Here is an 18675-nt window from a genome sequence, read left to right as displayed (position 1 = left end):
GGTTTCCCGCAGTCCATCACCACACCTTTGCAAAACACCTTCACCGTCACCGGTTATGACCCCAACACCGGCGTGGTCAGCTATTCCTACAGCCTGCTCGACAACGAAGCGCACCCAAACGGCAACAATGCGAACAGCCTGCCGGAGAGCTTCACCGTGGTTGCCACTGATACCGATGGCAGCAGCGCAACGGGCGAGATTAACGTCAGGATCATTGATGACTTGCCGAAAGCGGTGAATGACAGCAATGCCAGCACTGCCTCTGAAAACACCCTGGTGCTGACCGGCAACGTGCTGACCAATGATGTGCAAGGCGCCGACCGCGTCACGGTCGGCCCTAACGCCGGGCCGATCACCCCGGCGACGTTCAACGGTGTCTACGGCACCCTCCAATTGAATGCCAACGGCACTTACACCTACACCCTCAACACCAACGACGCTGATTTCAAAAACCTGAAGGGCGGAGGCAACGGTACCGAGACCTTTACCTACACGCTGACCGATGCCGACGGCGATACCAGCACCGCCAATCTGGTGCTTAACATTCATAACAACGACGATGGCGTGTGCCTCGACGGCCTCGATGTGAAGGGCGGCGAAATCACCGTCTACGAGAAAAACCTCAGCGACGGCAGCGCGCCCAACACCCCGGCGTTGACCCAGACCGGCAGCTTCACCGTGACCGCGCTCGATGGTCTGCAAACCTTGACCGTCGGCGGCATTACGCTGATCAGCGGCGGTGTGGTCGCAGGCTTCCCGCAGTCCGTCACCACGCCTTTGCAAAACACCTTCACCATCACCGGGTATGACCCGAACACCGGCGTGGTCAGCTATTCCTACAGCTTGCTCGACAATGAAGCCCATCCCACCGGCAACCAGGCCAACAGCCTGCCGGAAAGCTTCACGGTGGTTGCCACTGATACTGATGGCAGCAGCGCAACGGGCGAGATTAACGTCAGGATCATTGATGACTTGCCCACTGCCAAACCCGACTCCACTTCGGTGGCCGAGGGCGGCACGGTCAATCTCAGTGTGCTCGGCAACGACATTCGCGGTGCCGATGGCGCGGCGGTGATCGGCGTGCGTGCCGGCGACAACACCAACACCTCGGCGATTGGCGGCCTCAACAGCCAGATCAATGGCGCCTACGGTTACCTGACCCTCGATGCCAACGGCAACGCGGTTTACCACAGTAACCCCAACACGGTGAGCCCGCCGGGCGCTACCGACACCTTCACCTACACCATTCGCGACGGCGATGGCGACGTCAGCACCACTACGATCAAAATCAACGTCGACGATTGCGGCCTCAAAGCCGTGGTCGACCAGGACGTCACCGTCTACGAAAAAGGCCTCGACCTGAGCAAGGACGGCCTCGACCTGGCGCCCGGCACGGTGACCGGCAGCGACCCGACGCCCAACACCGAAACCTCCACCGGGACTCTGGTCGGTTCGGTGTCCGGCGGCAGCGGCGGCATCACCTTCAGCCTGGTCGGCAGCGCCACCGGCACCTATGGCCAGATGCTGCTGAACCCCAACGGCACTTACACCTACACCCTGACCTCGGCGCCGAAAACGTCGCCGAACGCCAACGATGGACCGAACACCCTCAGCGAAACCTTCACCTACAAAGCCACCGACGCCTTGGGCAACAGCACCACCAGCACCATCGTCGTCAGCATCGTCGATGACGTGCCCAAAGCCGTGGCCTCGGAACGCTCGGTCGCGGCGGTCGAGATCGACAGCAACCTGCTGCTGGTCATCGACGTGTCCGGCAGCATGGCCGATCCATCCGGAGTGCCAGGGCTGTCGCGCCTGGCGTTGGCCAAGCAAGCGATCAGTGCCTTGCTCGACAAGTACGACGATCTGGGCGACGTCAAAGTGCAGATCGTCACCTTCAGCACCAACGCCACCGACAAGACGGCGATCTGGGTCGACGTGGCGACCGCCAAATCGATCATCGCCGGCCTCACCGCGGGCGGTAACACCAACTACGACGCGGCCGTCGCGGTGATGCAAACCGCGTTCAACACCTCGGGCAAACTCACCGGGGCGCAGAACGTCGGCTACTTCTTCTCGGACGGCAAACCCAATGCGGGCGACATCAGCGCTTCCGATGAAGCGGCGCTGAAAAACTTTTTGGATGCCAACAGCATCAAGAACTACGCGATCGGCTTGGGCAACGGTGTCAGTAACGCCAACCTCGATCCGCTGGCCTACGACGGCATCAGCCACACCAACACCAATGCGGTGGTGGTCACCGACCTTAACCAGTTGAACTCGGTGCTGTCCGGCACCGTGGTCGGCGCGCCGGTCACCGGCACGCTGTTGGGCGAGGGCGGCAGCTTCGGCGCCGATGGCGGTTTCATCAAGTCCATCGTGATCGACGGCACCACCTACAGCTACGATCCGAAGGGCCAGAACAACCAGGGTTCGCTGACCTTCAATGGCACCAACCACGGCACCTTCAACACGGTCAACAACACCTTGAGCATTGCCACCAACGGCGGCGGCACGTTGGTGATCAACCTCGACACCGGCGAATACACCTACACCTCGCAGAAAGCCACGTCGGTGCTGATCACCGAGAACATCGGCTTCACCGTCAGCGACAACGACGGCGACCTCGCCAGCTCGACCCTGGTGATCAAAGTGGTGCCCAACACCGCGCCCGTGGCGGTGGACGACCACATCATCACCAACGTGTTGTCGGGCAGCATCGTGGTGCCGGCCGAATTGCTGCTGGCCAATGACAGCGACGCCAACGGCGACCCGCTGACCGCCACGCCCACCACCTTCAATACCGGCTGGATCAGCAAAGGCGCGGACTTCAAAGGCTCCGGCGCGATCACCTTCACCGGCACCAGCGGGGCGAACCCGGCCAATCAGGTCTTGGCCGATGTGCGCTCTTCGTTCGCCGGCAACGCCGCGACCATGACCGCGCTGTTGGTGATCACCGGTTACCTGGGCGCGGTGACCCCGGTCAACGCCAATGACGAGGACATGATCACCGTCAAACTGAAACAGGGCGAAACCCTCAACCTCGACCACAACCTGGCGGCCGGCCACATTGGCATGGAGTATTCGCTGAACGGCGGCGCCTTCATCGCCATCGCCGACGGCGGGACGATTACGGCAAGTGCGGACGGCACTTACCGCATCCACATCACCAACCTCACCAACAGCAGCGGCAGTAACGCCAATGCCGGTGAAGGCTACCAGTTGACCATGACCGTCAACTACGCCGGCGGCCACGACGTGACACCGGACTACCACGGCAGCTACTCGGCCAACGACAACCACGGCGGCAGCGACACCGCCAACGTCACCATCAGCTACCAGGACGGCCACACCCTCACCGGCACCGCCGGGGACGACGTACTGGTGGCGGGCACCGGCAATAACGTGATCAACGCCGGCGACGGCAATGACGTGCTCACCGCCGGCGACGGCAACAACGAACTGCATGGCGGCGCCGGCAACGACTTGCTGTTCAGTGGTGCCGGCAACGACCTGCTGGACGGCGGCACTGGCAACGACACCGCCAGCTACGCCCATGCTACCGCCGGGGTGAAAGTGGATCTGAGCCTGCTCGGCGCACAAAACACCCTGGGGGCCGGCACCGACACCCTGACCGGTATCGAAAACCTGGTGGGCTCCAACTTCAACGACCAACTGACCGGTGACAACGGCAACAACATCATCAGCGGCGGCCTGGGCAATGACACCCTGATCGGCGGTGGCGGCGACGATCTGCTGATCGGCGGCATGGGCAACAACACCCTGACCGGCGGCGCCGGGGCCGACACCTTCCAGTGGCTCAAGGGCAACAGCGGCCATGACTTGGTCACGGACTTCACCCTCGGCACCGACAAGCTCGACCTGTCACAACTGCTGCAAGGGGAAAACGGCACCTCGGCGTCACTCGATGACTACCTGCATTTCACCGTCACCGGCACGGGCGCCAACGTCGTCAGCAGCATCGGCGTCAATGGCCTGGCCGGCGCCTCGGCGAACCAGACCATCGATCTGGCCGGCGTCAACCTCGCCAGCCACTACGGCGTCACTCCCGGCGCTGGCGGCGTGATTGCCGGCGGCCACGACACCGCGACCATCATCAACGGCATGCTGAACGACCATTCGTTGAAGGTGGATACCGTCTGATGCAATAGGGCTGAAACGACAAAACCCGCCATCCTTTCAAAGGGGATGGCGGGTTTTTTGTTGTCCGGGATTCAGTCATGCGCTGCCTGACACCACTCCCCTGTGTGCGAGCCTGCTCGCGAAGAACGATAACGCGGTGTACCGGAAAAACCCATGCATCTTTCGTGTGGAGGCTTGCCCGCTCACCACAATTCAGCTCATCCAGATCTGACACTTGCATCCGGGGTCTCCGATGAACGGTAGCAAAACCTGTAATTTCTGACAGTAGCCAGTCGCGCTGACGGGGCATTAAATAAATCCAGCCCATCGTCCTTTCTGGTAGGGATTGCTTTCATGTCTACACCCACTGAACCCACCGATGATTCCGAATCCGACAACCTGCCCACCGCTCTCGATGCGCCAAAGGTGCCCGCGGTTTTGGATCCGGATGATCCGGCAGGCTTGCTGCCCATCCGCGCCTTGGGACGTGACCTGACCGTAACGTTTATGGAATGGGAGTTCACCACAGCGCCCAATCGCACGGATGTCGTCGAGTTAGGCTTCAGTCTTTTGGGAACGTCTTTCAGAAAGGTCAATGAACGCCGCTATCCAACCCCCATCACCGTCGATTTTCCACAAGAGCTGACCGTTCCCAAAGACTTGCTTTCCGCTGGGGTCTACGAGGTGTCGGTCAACATCAAGCTCAGCGGCGTAGGAAGCGGAACAGAGTCACCCAGAAAAAAAATCACCATCGACCTTACCAAGCCCAATTTTGGTAATCAGCCGGAGGCCGTGCGGTTCCCCGACGAACTCAACGGCACCATCACCGAAGGCTATTTGAGCACTCACGGGCAAGTGATTGTCGAGGTGGCTTTTTATACGGATGTCGACGCCGGTGACAGGGCGGTGTACTACTGGACCGACCGAGAGACTCCTCCTGACAGTGAAAAGCCGATTCGCGAGCAGGAATTCAGTCAGCTAGACATCGACAACGGTTTTTTGGCCATCACGGTGTATGCCGATGAAATCCGGCCCTGGGGCAGTGGGACTCGCTACCTTTATTTCTATCTGCGGGATCGGGCCGGGAATCGAGGGCCCCGATCGAAACTGGCGCCCATCAATGTCGATCTCACGCCGATGCCTGGGGCGCTGCCGCCTCCCAGAGTGCCGTTGTCAGCGCGCGGTTTGATCGACCGCCAACATGCACGGGACGGGGTTTACGTTGAAATTGATGCGTACGATTTGCCGAATAAGGACCAGTCGGTCGTCGTCACCTGGGGAAGCGCCACACTGGCTGACTTCCCGGTCGACCCAAACGGCTTCCCCTTGAGGATACCGGTGCCGTGGTCAGCGTTGCATGGCCAGGGTGACGGGCCATTGCGCGCGCTGGTCAACTACCGGATCCGTCATCCCGGCCTGGGGCCGCCCTCACCGACGATTTCGGTGCCAGTCAATTTGACGGTAGCCGGTCAGGATCACCCTGCGGCTCCTGCACTGGTCAATGATCGATTGGCGAAACTGGAGATTCGCGGGCAAATCTCCGATACCCCCAATAAATTGCTCGGTATCGACAAGGGCTTGCCGGCGAAGGCGACTTTGACGCTCTTCGACGATCCGCTGCCTCTAGAAGAGATCGAGGTGTTCTGGGGATCGATCATCCTGGCGGTGGCCCGTTACGAGGTTCAATTCGGCGATACGGGCGGCAAGTCACTGGAAATTGAAATTCCGCGGAGCGCGATCGAACAAGACAAATTCAATCCGAAGTTGCCGGTGTATTACACCACCAGCAATGGAGTGAACCTGCAGACGTCGCAGGTGACGGAAGTTGAGGTGTCCATTGCCGTGGGTGGCCTCAAGGAGCCGACGTTCCCCCATGCCGGGACGTCTGTGACGCTCCATTGCTGTTCGGTGCCGAGAATATGGGAAGGGGTGACCATCCACATCCCGGCTCAAACCGTCTTCTACAAGGACGATGAAGTGAAATTGCATTGGCAAGGGTGCAGGAACGAGAACGGGACTGACCCGATAGACGGGACGTATGCACCGTTTTCCAGGACGCTAAGCGATGACGATGTGCGCGATGGTTTTGATGTAGTCGTTACCGATTATGAGAAGTTGATTGCGCCGATGGTGGACAACGCTTCAGCGCTTGTTTATTACGAACTGTTTAAACAAAACGGGGCAGAAGGGGAATCGCCTTTTAACTTTGTGGTTATCAATAGAACGATGTCCAGCGGGGAAATATGCTCGCCCGCCAATGACCTGTGCGAGGAAACTTGGATTGACGAGCAGGTGATTGGCAAAAATTCTTGAGGCGTTGTATAGGCACGCCATTCTCTAAACGTTAGGCAGTCTTTATTTAATGGCTGAACTTTTGTCGTTGTGCTTGGAATGTATGTTTCTATTCGGAGAATAATGAAATGACCATCTACAAAAAAACGGTTGATAAAGATGCCGGGCGCGCGGCAATGAGAGCAATACGCCTTGGCCGATCCCCGCTAGCGGCCGAAGCCCCTAACTTGTCGGGGCTACTACCTGATGTTGTGGGAGACTCGCCCAATAAGTTAATGAGGAATCGACAGGGCCTTGCTAATGACGTCGAAATTAACGCCTTGATCGATCTTGATCCACCGATACCTAACCATAGAGTGGGGAGGTTTTGGTTATTATGGGATGACGTGGCAACGGGCGTAGTCAAAGAGATAACGTCGCCTTTTATCTTTCCGATAACGCTAACATTGCCTGCAGAAAAAACGGTGGCGGAAGGTATTTTCACTTTAAGCTATGTTTTTGAATACGAGGGCGTTCCTTATAAGTTCGCACCTGCCGTTCCGATTTATATCGACAAGGAAGCGCCTAATCGCGGAGCACCTGGTGAGCCGATGGTACTTCCCGATGACGTTGAAGATGACTATCTGTCCAGTGAATACCTCAGAGCCAACGACGGGGTACTGCTGACCATTCCGTTGCACACTGATCGTAAGACTGGGGATATCGCTCAGGTTTATTTTGGCGCCAGCGACCCGGGAACATTGGTAGGTTCTTATGAGACGCCTGACGACTCCGATTCTGACATGACGGTAAAGATATCGTTGGGTCAATTCATTATCGAGGGGGAAGGTCCTAAGATATTTTATTATGTCTGGCGAGACCGCGTCGGTAATACAGGTCAGCACTCCGAGCCCCTGAACGTTAAAGTCATTTTGTCAGCGGCACCGAGCAATCTTAAGCCACCGGAAGTGCCCGAGGCGCCTATTGATTTGGCCGACGCCTTCCCTGACACGGGAGTGGTAATCCAGCAATACGATAATCTTGATCCAAACGACGATATCAGAGTGTCGTGGGATGGTATCGATCAGCCGGACAAAAAAGCAGGCAGTGGATTTCCGATGATCGTTAATGTGCCTTATGCAGATATTCGCCGTGGCGGTCTCGGCCCCCGACCGGATGTGAAAGTGACTTACTCTGTGTGGCGATCCGGTCTGGAGTATCCCGAAGGTGCAGGCATTGAAGTTGCGGTCGACCTGCGGCGCCCTGGTACTCCGCCCCCTGATCCAGAGCCAGATCCGGATATTGGCAATCCCAACCTGAATGAGGTCGTTGTCAGAGGTGCTGTTACAACAGACGATAACAAACTGGAATTGGTCGATGCCGATGGGCCTGCCACCGCCAGCGTTGTAGTTGCGAGTGTGCGAGCAGCCAAGGATGTCTATAAGTTATATTGGAATAATGTTGAAGTGCCCGGCGCTGGAGGCTCTGTTGAACTCGATGGTACCGAAGCGGTGGACTTTATTGTAAGGTTTACCATTCCGATAGACTTTATCAAGGCGCAAGGTAACGGTGCAAAAGTAAAAGTTCATTATACGATTTCCAATGCAGACCTTCCCGGTGTAAATCCCTCCCTGCGCACGGAGGTGAGTGTTTATGTCTTGGCCGTTGTTTTGCCAACTCCGAAAGTTGCTTTTACATCGTCTAGCGGTGGATTTGACTTCTTGACTTGCAATTCGCTCAGAACGATTGCAAATATCGGGCGCGCGGCTGTTGTGGATGTGCCCGGAGGGACTCCGCTCGCACCCGATATGGTTCTGAATTTTTCCTGGACTGGTAATTACTATGATGGCGGTGGCAATGAAGTGCCCGTCACTCCTTATGAGTTTAATAAAACGCTTTCCGGAACGGAACATACCGAAGGATTTTCCGTATATATTCCTTTGGCGATACTTGAACGTATCACTGATGGCAGCGGCAGTATTAAATACAGCGCCACGGTGGATGAGCGCCGTGAAGACTCTGACCCTCATGATGTTGAAGTTGTGGTGCGTGACGGAATTGGCGGGCCCTGCCCGTTAGTTTAGTGATGCTTGAAGTTTAAAAAAGGAAGGCGCATGTCTTCCTTTTTTATAAGCTCACTCGTCAAAGTTTTTGTAAGGGTGAGTAAGTTTTGTGGTTCTGTTCAATTTAGCCGTTAGTAACAAATAAAAGGCAAATGCCGATGATTTAAGGATTCTTCCTACATATAAATCACTGTTGTTGAAGCTAGCATGAACGCCTTGACTTACGGCCATTTTTTTGGAAGGCATTTCATTCACGGGTTTAGGAGTCTGCATTCATGCAAACCTCAAGTACATATTTTGCTGTCCAGCCTCCTTTTCGGCTACTGCGAACACTAACGCTGGCGCCGTTGCTGGTGGTTAGTTCAACCGCCTTGGCATTGACCACCGTGGGGCCCGGGCAAACCGTCGCTATTGATGGGGCAACGGGCACGGACAATTATCTGGTGACAGGCGGTGGCGTGTTGAACGCCGACGGCGCACAGACTTTCGAGGTGACGGTCCAGGAAGGCTCCCGCCTTAATGCGGTGGGGGGTAGTTACTCGGGGCGCGGTGGGTTTAGCGGGGTCACCGTGACCAACAGCGAGGCGACGCTCACTGGCGTGACGGTGACCAGTAGTGCAACAGGGCTCAACTTTTCTCGTTTGGGCGGTACTACAACGGGGTCGACGGGGCGTGTAACAGATAGCGTTATCAATGGCGGCAGCACAGGGGTAAGCATCACTGCATTTAGCACGGTGGATCTCGAAAACACCCAAGTCAGTGCAAGTCGGGAAGACAGCGTCGGGTTGAGCTTTTTCGGGGGAACCGTCAACGCCAGCCAGAAGACTCTGATCAGCGGGGGTGAAAATGGTGTGAGGATTGGGGGGGCGCCGGCCCGCTCAGGCTTAAGTCATCTGACCCTGGATAATGCCACTGTTGAAGGGCGAGCGGGGTCGGCGATTCTGGTTGAACAAGGTAATGAAGCGACGATCGAGTTGCGGAACAACGCCAGGCTGTTGGCTGGCAATGACGTACTGCTGGAAGTAGTAGATGCTTCCACTGCCAGAATGAGCGTCACCGGCAGCGTCCTCGAAGGTAATGTGCAAATCAACGACAACAGCACCGTCAACCTCACCTTCGACCAAGCCCGCCTGACCGGCAACGTACTGGCAGACAGCAGCAGTACCGCCAACGTCATCTTGAACAACCAATCACAGTTGATCGGTCGACTGGATGGTGTCAACGGCGTCACCCTCAACAGCCAGTCCACCTGGACCCTCACGGGTAATGACACCATCGGTGCGTTGGCCATGGACGGTGGTACGGTCGACTTCGGCACCAGCACCACACCGGGCACCTTTTACCAGTTGAATGTCGGCAGCCTGGCTGGCAATGGCACCTTCGCGATGAAAGGCAATTTTGCCAATGGCAATCGCGATTTCCTCAATGTCAGCGGCGTGGCCACGGGGGATTTCGGCCTGGCCATCAGCGCCTCCGGCCTGGATGCGACATCACCGCAGCAATTGCAGGTGGTGCATACCGCTGCGGGGGATGCACGATTCTCCTTGGTCAATGGCACGCCAGTGGATGTGGGCGCGTTTTCGTATGCCCTGACCAGCAACCCCGATGGCTCCGGCGGCACTGACTGGTTCCTCGACCCGACCACCAAAATCATCAGCCCCGGCGCGCGTTCGGTCCTTGCATTGTTCAACACCGCGCCGACCGTTTGGTACGGTGAGTTATCGTCGCTGCGCAGCCGCATGGGTGAGTTGCGTTTCAACGGTGGCGAGTCCGGCGCCTGGGCGCGCACCTACGGCAACAAGTACAACGTAGCCGAAGCGTCGGGCGTGGGTTATCAGCAGACTCAGCAAGGGTTTTCCCTCGGCGCTGATGCTCGCTTGGGCGAGAGCCAATGGCTGATGGGGGTGCTGGCGGGTTACAGCCAGTCTGACCTGGACCTGAATCGCGGCACGTCCGGTACGGTGAAGAGTTACTACGCCGGGCCCTACGTCACCTGGCTGGATGCGGACACCGGTTACTACTTTGACGGCGTGCTCAAGTTCAACCGCTTTCGCAACGAAGCCAAAGTCAGCCTGAGTGACGGCAGCCGCAGCAAGGGTGACTACGACACTATGGGCGTCGGTGCATCGGCGGAGTTCGGCCGCCACATCAAACTGGCCGACGGTTACTTCGTCGAACCTTTCACGCAACTGTCCGCCGTGGTGATCCAGGGGCGCCATTACGACCTGGATAACGGCATGGACGCCGACGGCGATCGCACCCGATCGCTGCTCGGCAAACTCGGCACGACCGCCGGGCGTAACATTCCATTGCGCGGTGGCGGGGTGGCACAGCCTTATGTGCGGGCGGCGTGGGTGCATGAATTTGCCAAAAACAATGAAGTGCAGGTCAACAACAACGTGTTTAACAACGACTTGTCCGGCTCCCGTGGCGAGTTGGGTGCCGGGGTTGCGGTGTCATTGTCTGAGAAGTGGCAAGCGCATGCGGATTTTGACTACGCCAATGGCGAGCATATCGAACAGCCATGGGGCGTGAATGTCGGGGTGAGGTATTCGTGGTAAACGGATGATGGTGGCGCAGTAAAAGAAAAACGCCTCGCGGATTGCGAGGCGTTTTTTTTGTGGGGACTCTATTTCAAGATTGGTTTCTATAGCGGTATCAGGCACCAAGCGAAGAGCGACCAAGTGGAAGGGGAAACAAAATAAATCGTGTAGCTGGGGTGCAGGAAAACATCCCAGCCGTCAGCGTTCCTCTCGCATAGCCAGACGTTTTCGGTGCGGATCGGTCGGACGTACACGAGTGCGATGTCGCGCAGGAACGAATAGTTATGAGCAGGCTGCCCCCTCAATGAGTTCATCCAGGCGATGTGTTCGTCTCTGTTCATTCTTCTATCGCTAATCCGCAACTCAAAAACGTTCGTCACCGCCACCACATAACTGACCCTCACCCCCGCGTTATCGGAAACCGTAATCGTTGCCGAGCCATTGCGATTCCCGGTGACTTTCCCCGCGTTCGTTACACTGGCCACCGCCGGATTGGATGAGGCATAGCTGTAAGGCGGCGTGCCTCCCGTCGCCACACGCGTCGCGGTGTTGTTAAGCGAATCAGCACCGGTTTTGGTCCATTGCGCAATCTTCACCGAGAAACCATTGAGGTTCATCTGCGTCGGCACAATGCTCAACGGATTCTTGACCTGGAACCTGCGCGGCGCTGAAACCGGTTCGCTGCCATACAATCCCCTGGCCGTCAGGCTGTAGCTTTTTACCGTCAAACCGCTGCGAGTCATGCGCCAGGTGCCGGTGCCATCCACGGGGAATTGACCCCACGAGGAGGCGCCATCGAGCAGGCGGATACTTTGCCCTGGGCTGGCCTGGCCGACGATGTTCACGACGGTGTCGAACGTAATGCCGTCCTGGCCCACCGAGGCGCCCTTGGAGTCGGTGATGGAACTGATCGACGGTTCGACGGCGTTTGCGACTACGAACGTGCGAGCCGGGGTGGACACCTCGCCGCTGCCATACAACGCCAGCGCCGTGAGGCTGTAGGGTTTGGCGCTCAGGTTGGCGACTGGCAGGCTCCAGGTGCCGCTGGCATTGGCTGTCGGTTCGCCAAGGGTGGCGGTGAAATCGAGCAGGCGCACTTTCTGATTGGCGTTGGCCGTACCGGTGACCGTGACGGTTCGGTCGTAGGTGATCGCTCCCTCGGGGACCGGGCCTTTGGAATCGGCGACGCTGCCGATAGTGGGGCTGATCGGTGTTTCCACCCGGAAGGTGCGCGGCGTGGACACTTGTCCGTCGCCGTACAGGGCCAGGGCGGTGAGGCTGTAGGCTTTGACGCTCAACCCGTTGAGCGTATGTCGCCAGGTGCCTGCGGCATCCGTGGCCGGCTCGCCCAGTGAAGTACTGCCGTCGCGGATGCGCACGCGCTGGTTGGGGCTGGCCGTTCCCTCCAGATTGACGCTGGTGAAAAAGGTCACGCCACCGGGTGCAACAGAGCCTCGGGTATCGGTCACGGAGCTGATCACCGGAACTTCGGCTTGCGCTTGGGTGAAGTTGCGCGGCGGGCTCGACACCGGTTCACTGCCGTAGAGGCCGCGCACGGTAAGGCTGAAGGCTTTGACGGTGGGCGAGGTGTGGGTGTAAGTCCATTCGCCGCTGGCATCGACGACGGGTTCGGCCAGGGATGTCGTACCGTCGAGAATCCTGACCTTCTGATTAGGGCTGGCCACACCCTTGAGGGTAAAGACTTTGTCGAAAGAAATGCCATCGGGGAGGATTTCGCCTTTGGAATCCGTCAGCGAGAGAATGCGCGGTGTGACGGTTTCCACGGCACTGAAACCGAACGGTGCGGATTCTGGCCGGCTGCCGTACAAGGCTTTGGCGGTCAGGCGGTAGGTTTTCTGTTGCAGTGGCAAGGTTTGATTCCAGTCGCCTTCGGCGCTGACATCGAGCACCGCCAGCGGCGTGGCGCCGTCGAACGTCTGCACTTGCCGCCCCGGGTGCGCCTTGCCCGCGATACTCACGCGGGTGTCGAAGGTGATGCCGTCCACGGGGATCGGGCCTTTGGAATCCGTGACGGACATAATTTCCGGCTCGATGGCCCGGCCCACTTGCAATGACAGTGCTTCGGAAAACAGATAACGGATGGGCGTGCCGCGCTTGATGCTGTAACGCACGGCAACCAGCTCGCTGATGTTGGGCGTGATGAAGCGTGCGTCGACCCGGAAGTTGATCGGCCTGCCACGGTTCAGGGTGGTAACAGGCACCGAGTCCTGAGTGGTGCCGCTGACAGTCGGGCCTTTCCAGTAATACGTCACTTCATCGCCGACCTCGGTCTGATCATTGTTCACACGCACGGTAGCGCTATGGGGTACCGCGATCGGGTCGAGGAAACCGTCTGGTGCCTCCACCACGGTGGGCGCGGGGTACTCGCCGGGGATCGCCGCGATCCTGAGCAACTGATGCCGTGACTCATAAATGCCGGCGGCGTGTACGTCGTCATTCATGACCCGATAGAACAGGTCGAGGCGGCCGTTCTTGAGGGTGGTGATGTGGTGGTTTTCGATGGATAACGAGATGAGTTTTTGCGTCGCTTCGTTTTCACTGACGGTGTGCTGATACTCGAACGGGTAGGGCTGGCCGTTGGCGCGACTGCCCAACCCGATCAGATTAACCAAGTCACCATTGGCCATAGTGGCGTAACCAACGTCCACGGTGGCCATCTCGGTGTCGGGGTCCAGGGTGTCGCCCTGGGCTTCGCGTACGGTCGGTGCCGGCAGTTCGATGACATGGCCGATCACGCTGGCGAAGGCGCGTTTGGACGACAGCGGCGGGCTGCCGTCGTGATTGATCAGGGTGTAAGCCGCTTCGACCGAACCGCCGGCCAGTGCCCGGAACAGCGAATTGGGTGCGGGCACCTCGAGGATCAGCGGTGGCTCGCTGAGGATTTGCACCGATTCGGTGTGGCTCAAGTGTGCGCCGGAGGCTGTCAGGCCCGCACACGTCACCTCGAGCGTGTCGTTCTGCTGGAACTCAATGCCCTCCACGAGAATCTGCACGTAGACATCGTCATACCCCAACGCCTCCAGATCGATCACTCCGCCCGACGCTTGCTGGATGATCGGCGTTCTCAACCGCCAAGCGCCGGCGTCGACCGCCACCGAGGCGCGTTGTGACCACCTGTCCGCGAAATTCCATACTTCGTCGTAGACGTCGTACTGCACCGGTAGACCATCGCTGTCGCCGCCGGCCAGGATCGCCGCCTGATCGGCGGTTACGACAATAGGTTCGGTCCCCGAAGCCTGCTCCCGAGTGACGCGGTGCGGTGCGAGCAATACGTTGCCCCATTTCACTTGGATGGTATCGCGCAGGGCAATGTCCGGGTAGACGGGAATGGTCATGGGCACGCCCCTGGAAGCCCATTCGGCATGCACGCCGTTGCGGATGACATCGTCGGGCAAACGCACGATTTTCAGCTCTGAATGGCCGTCGGGCAGATGTGGTGTCATGTCTCGACGACCGGGGCGATCCAGTTTGACCCGTAAGCGCATGGACACCGACGGCGCGTCTGGAACGGTTTGCCCATTCCGGGTCAGGACATAGTGGCACTCGCCCAGGTCCGGGATCATGGGTGCCGTGGGCAGGTAAAAAAACAACGGGAGATCGACTTCAGCGTCCAGCACCTCCCGTGTGAAGATCTTTACGTCGTTCCAATAGATGTCATGGCGGTCGCCCGCCTGCATGCCGAGGTAAGCGCTGATGGCACACAACACACCATTGGGATTATCGGTGACCACGGCGATATTGATCCCGCCGTCGGCATCGACGACGGGGTAAGTCATGCCGGATATCTGCAAGGGCCGCAGGGCCAGTGGCGAGGTCTCGGTGTCTTGGGGCGGAAAAAGAAACAGGCTGTAAGCAGTCATGCCACTGGCTCCTTGTCGATCACGACAGATAAGCTTCACACGAAGATGATTGGCTCTATTGGGCGACTCTTCGACGGGCGCGGGCTACTGTCAGATCTGACAGTAGCGACGAATGGTCTGGACAGCTTTTCCGCAGGCGACAGCGTGCACGTGGGAGCGGGCTCGCTCCCACGTGGGGCGGTGGCTCAAGGGACTCGCTTTATTGTTAAATCATCCACGCCGTAATCATTGCCGTCGCCAGTTGATACGTGGCTATTAATCCTAAACTCGACAAGTCTTGTTGCTGCTGTGAATGTTCCTGACAGTATTTCCCATGTGCTCGTCAGGGGAGTGGGTTGGGTTAGTGATCCTTGGCTTGTACTCAATGAAAGTGATGGTGCGGTTCCCCAGTGTCCGTCTCGAATTGCCTTTATTGAAAACTCGTAGCGCTGCCCGACTTTAAGATTTGCGATGGTTTTTTTCAGAACGATGCCTTCGGACTTATTACTGTAGGTGTTGTTAAACAAGCGACGATTATTTTGCAGAAGCCTCACTGACCAGTCTCGCTGTTCAGTAGCGGGCCCAGGTTCCCAACCTCCGAATGTCCCGTCTTCAAAATCGGTGATTTCTTCAATCAGGCTGGTGTCCTCCCCAACACTGAATACCCGTGCTTGCGAGTAGCTGGTTTTCCCTGGCGGCCCGACCCTGGCGATCTCGTACCACACCGTTACCTCGCCATCGCGGTTCGGTTCGATGTGCTCGGCTACAAACCGGGCATTGAGGCTGAAGTCCACTTCCTGGTCGGCGTTGTGCGAGCTGATCTTGATACTGTCACGGGTCCTGCCGGTCTTCGAACCGACCCAGGTGTAGGTGACGAGGTCGCCGGGGCAGGTGGGTTCTGCGGCGCGGGGCACGGTCAGCCGGCTCATGCCATCGGGCAGTTCGTCGGGATCCAGCACGCCGTTTTCTTCGCCGGCCACCTGCGGTTTATCCAGCTCCACAATGGCCTCGCCGACATTCAACAGCGCCGCCGGACGGGACCCGCGCCGGACGATTTCGCCTTCGTTGTCGAGCAGCAGAAGGTTGTACGACAGGGCCAGGGTGCCGCCTTCCAGAATCTTCAGGTGCCTGCCGTCGACGCTGATCAGCAGGTCGGCTTTGGCGTCGATTTCATCGGTCGTCGGGATATACGGTTCCAGCTCCGGTTCGTAGCTGCCACCGCCGGGCGGGGCCTGGGTGCCGCTCCATTTCAGTTCGATAGCCATTTCATGAACGAAGGCCTCGTCGAACGGAATGCGCACCCAGGTGAGCGGCAGGTCGGGGTCGATCGCGCCTTGTCGTTCATCCTCGGCAATCGGCGCCGCCAGCCGTTTGGGCTCGCCCAGGATGTTGACGAAGCGACCTTTGGAGCGCTGGATCACCGTGCCGTCGCGCTCCAGCTCGTAGGCGAACACCGCTTGGGTTTTGGCCAGTGCGCGGACATCGGCGTTGCGCAGGGAAACCATTTCCACCGTCGGGGGCGTCTTTAAAATTTGTTGCCTGACCTTGACGTCGACGGCTTCGCCTTCGAGCGGCGTGCCTCGCAAGTTCATGATGATGAAATCGTCCTTGGCAAACTCATCGATGGATTCGGCCCACACCTGCGCCACGACGTAGTCGTCGCCCACCAGCTCCAGGTCCAGGTTATTGCCACTGGTTTTGGAGATGATTGGCGCTTCCAGCCGTGAGTTGCCGGTGTCGACCACGATGCGCGTTTCCTGGCACCAGTCTTCGGATTGGTTGTTCACCAGGTCCCTGATCATGAAGGTCACGGCCAAACCCGCAGGGCCGGTGTCCTGCGCATCGAGAATGGTTTTTTCATCGGCGGTGATGACGATGGGATGGCCGGCAGGATCGTCGATCTGTTCCTGGGTCACGGGTGCCGAGCGCACGAACTGGCCGCCCCAACTCAAGGTGCAAACATCGCCCACGGCGATGTTCGGGTAGGGCCGCGGGCTGTCAGTGCCGGGTTTGGCCCGGACGGTAATCTTGACCCCGGCCCTGGCAATGTCCTTGTCGACCCCATCGAGGACAATCTGCGGATCGATGTACTGATACAACGCGGAATGCTGGCCCTCCACCGGGTCCAGGTCCTGGCCGCCGGGCAGTTCGAGTTTGACGTAAAGCCTGAGTGGCGGGGTGAAGGTTTCAGGCGCCTGGTTGCGCCGCGTCACTCGGTAGCTCAAGGTATAGGAACCGCTGGGCAAGCGCCCCGGAGCAACCCACAAAATCGTCGGCTCGGTGATTTCGGTGGGGTCGCCGATGCTGTGTTGATCCACCGTGGCGTTATTGAGCAGCAGCTCAACCTTGTCGCCCAGGTCTTTGGTGGACCAGATTGGAATCTGCACCTTCAACCCCCGGTCCGGAAAATTGCCCCGGGCGGCAGCGAAGTTGATGCCCCACTCGCCGGACGGCAACGCCGGCTCGGTGCGACCGGGGATCGCGGGTTCGAGCAGGGTGGAGGACGAGCGGTTTTTTTCAGGCTGGATAAGCATGGCGACGGCTCCTGTCGGTGACAGTGAGTGACGGTGAGCGATTGGACATGGACTCGACAGACGATGGCGTCCTGGTGGGGCGTCAGCGAATCATTTCGAAGTTGTCCAGAAATGAATAGTCCTGTGCCTCAATCACGAGACTGAAGATGCGCGCAGATGCAGGCGCGTTCAGTTCGATCCACTGATTTATTTGCCCGCCCAAATCCACGCCTGAAAAAGACGCCTCTCCCAGTTTCGCGTTGCGGACGTCATAGAATTCAACTTTTCCAAGCTTGTGCAGCCAGGTCCAGGAGAAGCGCACCTTCCGGTAGCCAAATTTGAAGGCTAATCGCAGGCGTTGCGGGGGATCCAGCAACGCTTGATCCTTGCACAGACATATACATGGGCCTTCCATCATGCCTGGCGCGTTAGATCCGTAGACGAAAATGCCTGCCTCACCGGCGCCGCTCAGAAACTCGATGTCCATCGTGGCAACGGAGGTGATGCGCTGCCCCTCGGTAATTAACTGATTTGGGGTATCGGTGAAATCCTCATCATCGATCTGAACAGGGCCGATAGACAGTACTAAAGCCTCTGAATAACTAACCCGCGCCGGCGGCCCGACCCTGGCAATCTCGTACCACACCGTTACCTCGCCATCGCGGTTCGGTTCGATGTGCTCGGCGACAAACCGGGCATTGAGGCTGAAGTCCACTTCCTGGTCGGCGTTGTGCGAGCTGATCTTGATACTGTCACGGGTCCTGCCGGTCTTCGAACCGACCCAGCTATAGGTGACGAGGTCGCCGGGGCGGGTGGGTTCTGCGGCGCGGGGCACGGTCAGCCGGCTCATGCCATCGGGCAGTTCGTCGGGGTCCAGCACGCCGTTATCTTCGCCGGCCACCTGTGGTTTATCCAGCTCCACAGTGGCCTCGCCGACATTCAACAGCGCCGCCGGACGGGACCCGCGCCGGACGATTTCGCCTTCGTTGTCGAGCAGCAGAAGGTTGTACGACAGGGCCAGGGTGCCGCCTTCCAGAATCTTCAGGTGCCTGCCGTCGACGCTGATCAGCAGGTCGGCTTTGGCGTCGATTTCATCGGTCGTCGGGATGTACAAGTCCAGCTCCGGTTCGTAGCTGCCACCGCCGGGCGGGGCCTGGGTGCCGCTCCATTTCAGTTCGATAGCCATTTCATGAACGAAGGCCTCGTCGAAAGGAATGCGCACCCAGGTGAACGGCAAGTCCGGGTCGATCGCGCCCTGTATTTCGTCTTCGGCAATCGGCGC

The 18675-nt window shown here is 58.6% G+C and carries 6 protein-coding genes and 1 pseudogene; 4 read left to right on the top strand and 3 right to left on the bottom strand.

Going from position 1 to position 18675, the window contains the following annotated elements:
* The 4 genes from RG836_RS19980 to RG836_RS19965 all read left to right on the top strand — a co-directional run.
* Positions 1-4164, top strand: a 4164-nt coding sequence (locus tag RG836_RS19980; RefSeq protein WP_310848758.1) for a beta strand repeat-containing protein, incomplete at its 5' end; no start/stop codon positions are given.
* A 333-nt stretch (positions 4165-4497) separates the two neighbouring features.
* Positions 4498-6456: a hypothetical protein gene (locus RG836_RS19975; RefSeq protein WP_310848756.1), complete on the top strand. Its 1959-nt coding sequence runs from the start codon at positions 4498-4500 to the stop codon at positions 6454-6456.
* A gap of 107 nt (positions 6457-6563) precedes the next feature.
* Positions 6564-8498, top strand: a complete 1935-nt coding sequence (locus RG836_RS19970; RefSeq protein ID WP_310848754.1) for a hypothetical protein — start codon at positions 6564-6566, stop codon at positions 8496-8498.
* A 254-nt stretch (positions 8499-8752) separates the two neighbouring features.
* A complete protein-coding gene (locus tag RG836_RS19965) occupies positions 8753-11038 on the top strand; it encodes an autotransporter outer membrane beta-barrel domain-containing protein (RefSeq protein ID WP_409078097.1) in 2286 nt (761 codons plus the stop codon).
* A gap of 86 nt (positions 11039-11124) precedes the next feature.
* On the opposite strand, the gene RG836_RS19960 is transcribed toward RG836_RS19965, so the two are convergent.
* From RG836_RS19960 to RG836_RS19950, 3 genes and pseudogenes are all read right to left on the bottom strand, one after another.
* Complete coding sequence (locus RG836_RS19960; RefSeq protein WP_310848750.1) at positions 11125-14901, bottom strand: Ig-like domain-containing protein; 3777 nt, start codon at positions 14899-14901, stop codon at positions 11125-11127.
* A 185-nt stretch (positions 14902-15086) separates the two neighbouring features.
* The gene (locus RG836_RS19955; RefSeq protein WP_310848748.1) at positions 15087-17414 is read right to left on the bottom strand and encodes a hypothetical protein; all 2328 of its coding nucleotides are present in this window, start codon (positions 17412-17414) and stop codon (positions 15087-15089) included.
* An 82-nt stretch (positions 17415-17496) separates the two neighbouring features.
* A pseudogene (locus RG836_RS19950) lies at positions 17497-18675 on the bottom strand (hypothetical protein); the annotation flags it as partial.

This window comes from Pseudomonas rhizozeae (assembly GCF_031583775.1).
GTDB lineage: Bacteria > Pseudomonadota > Gammaproteobacteria > Pseudomonadales > Pseudomonadaceae > Aquipseudomonas.
Note: the sequence above shows the minus strand (reverse complement) of the source record. Positions and strands in the feature narration are given on the sequence as shown.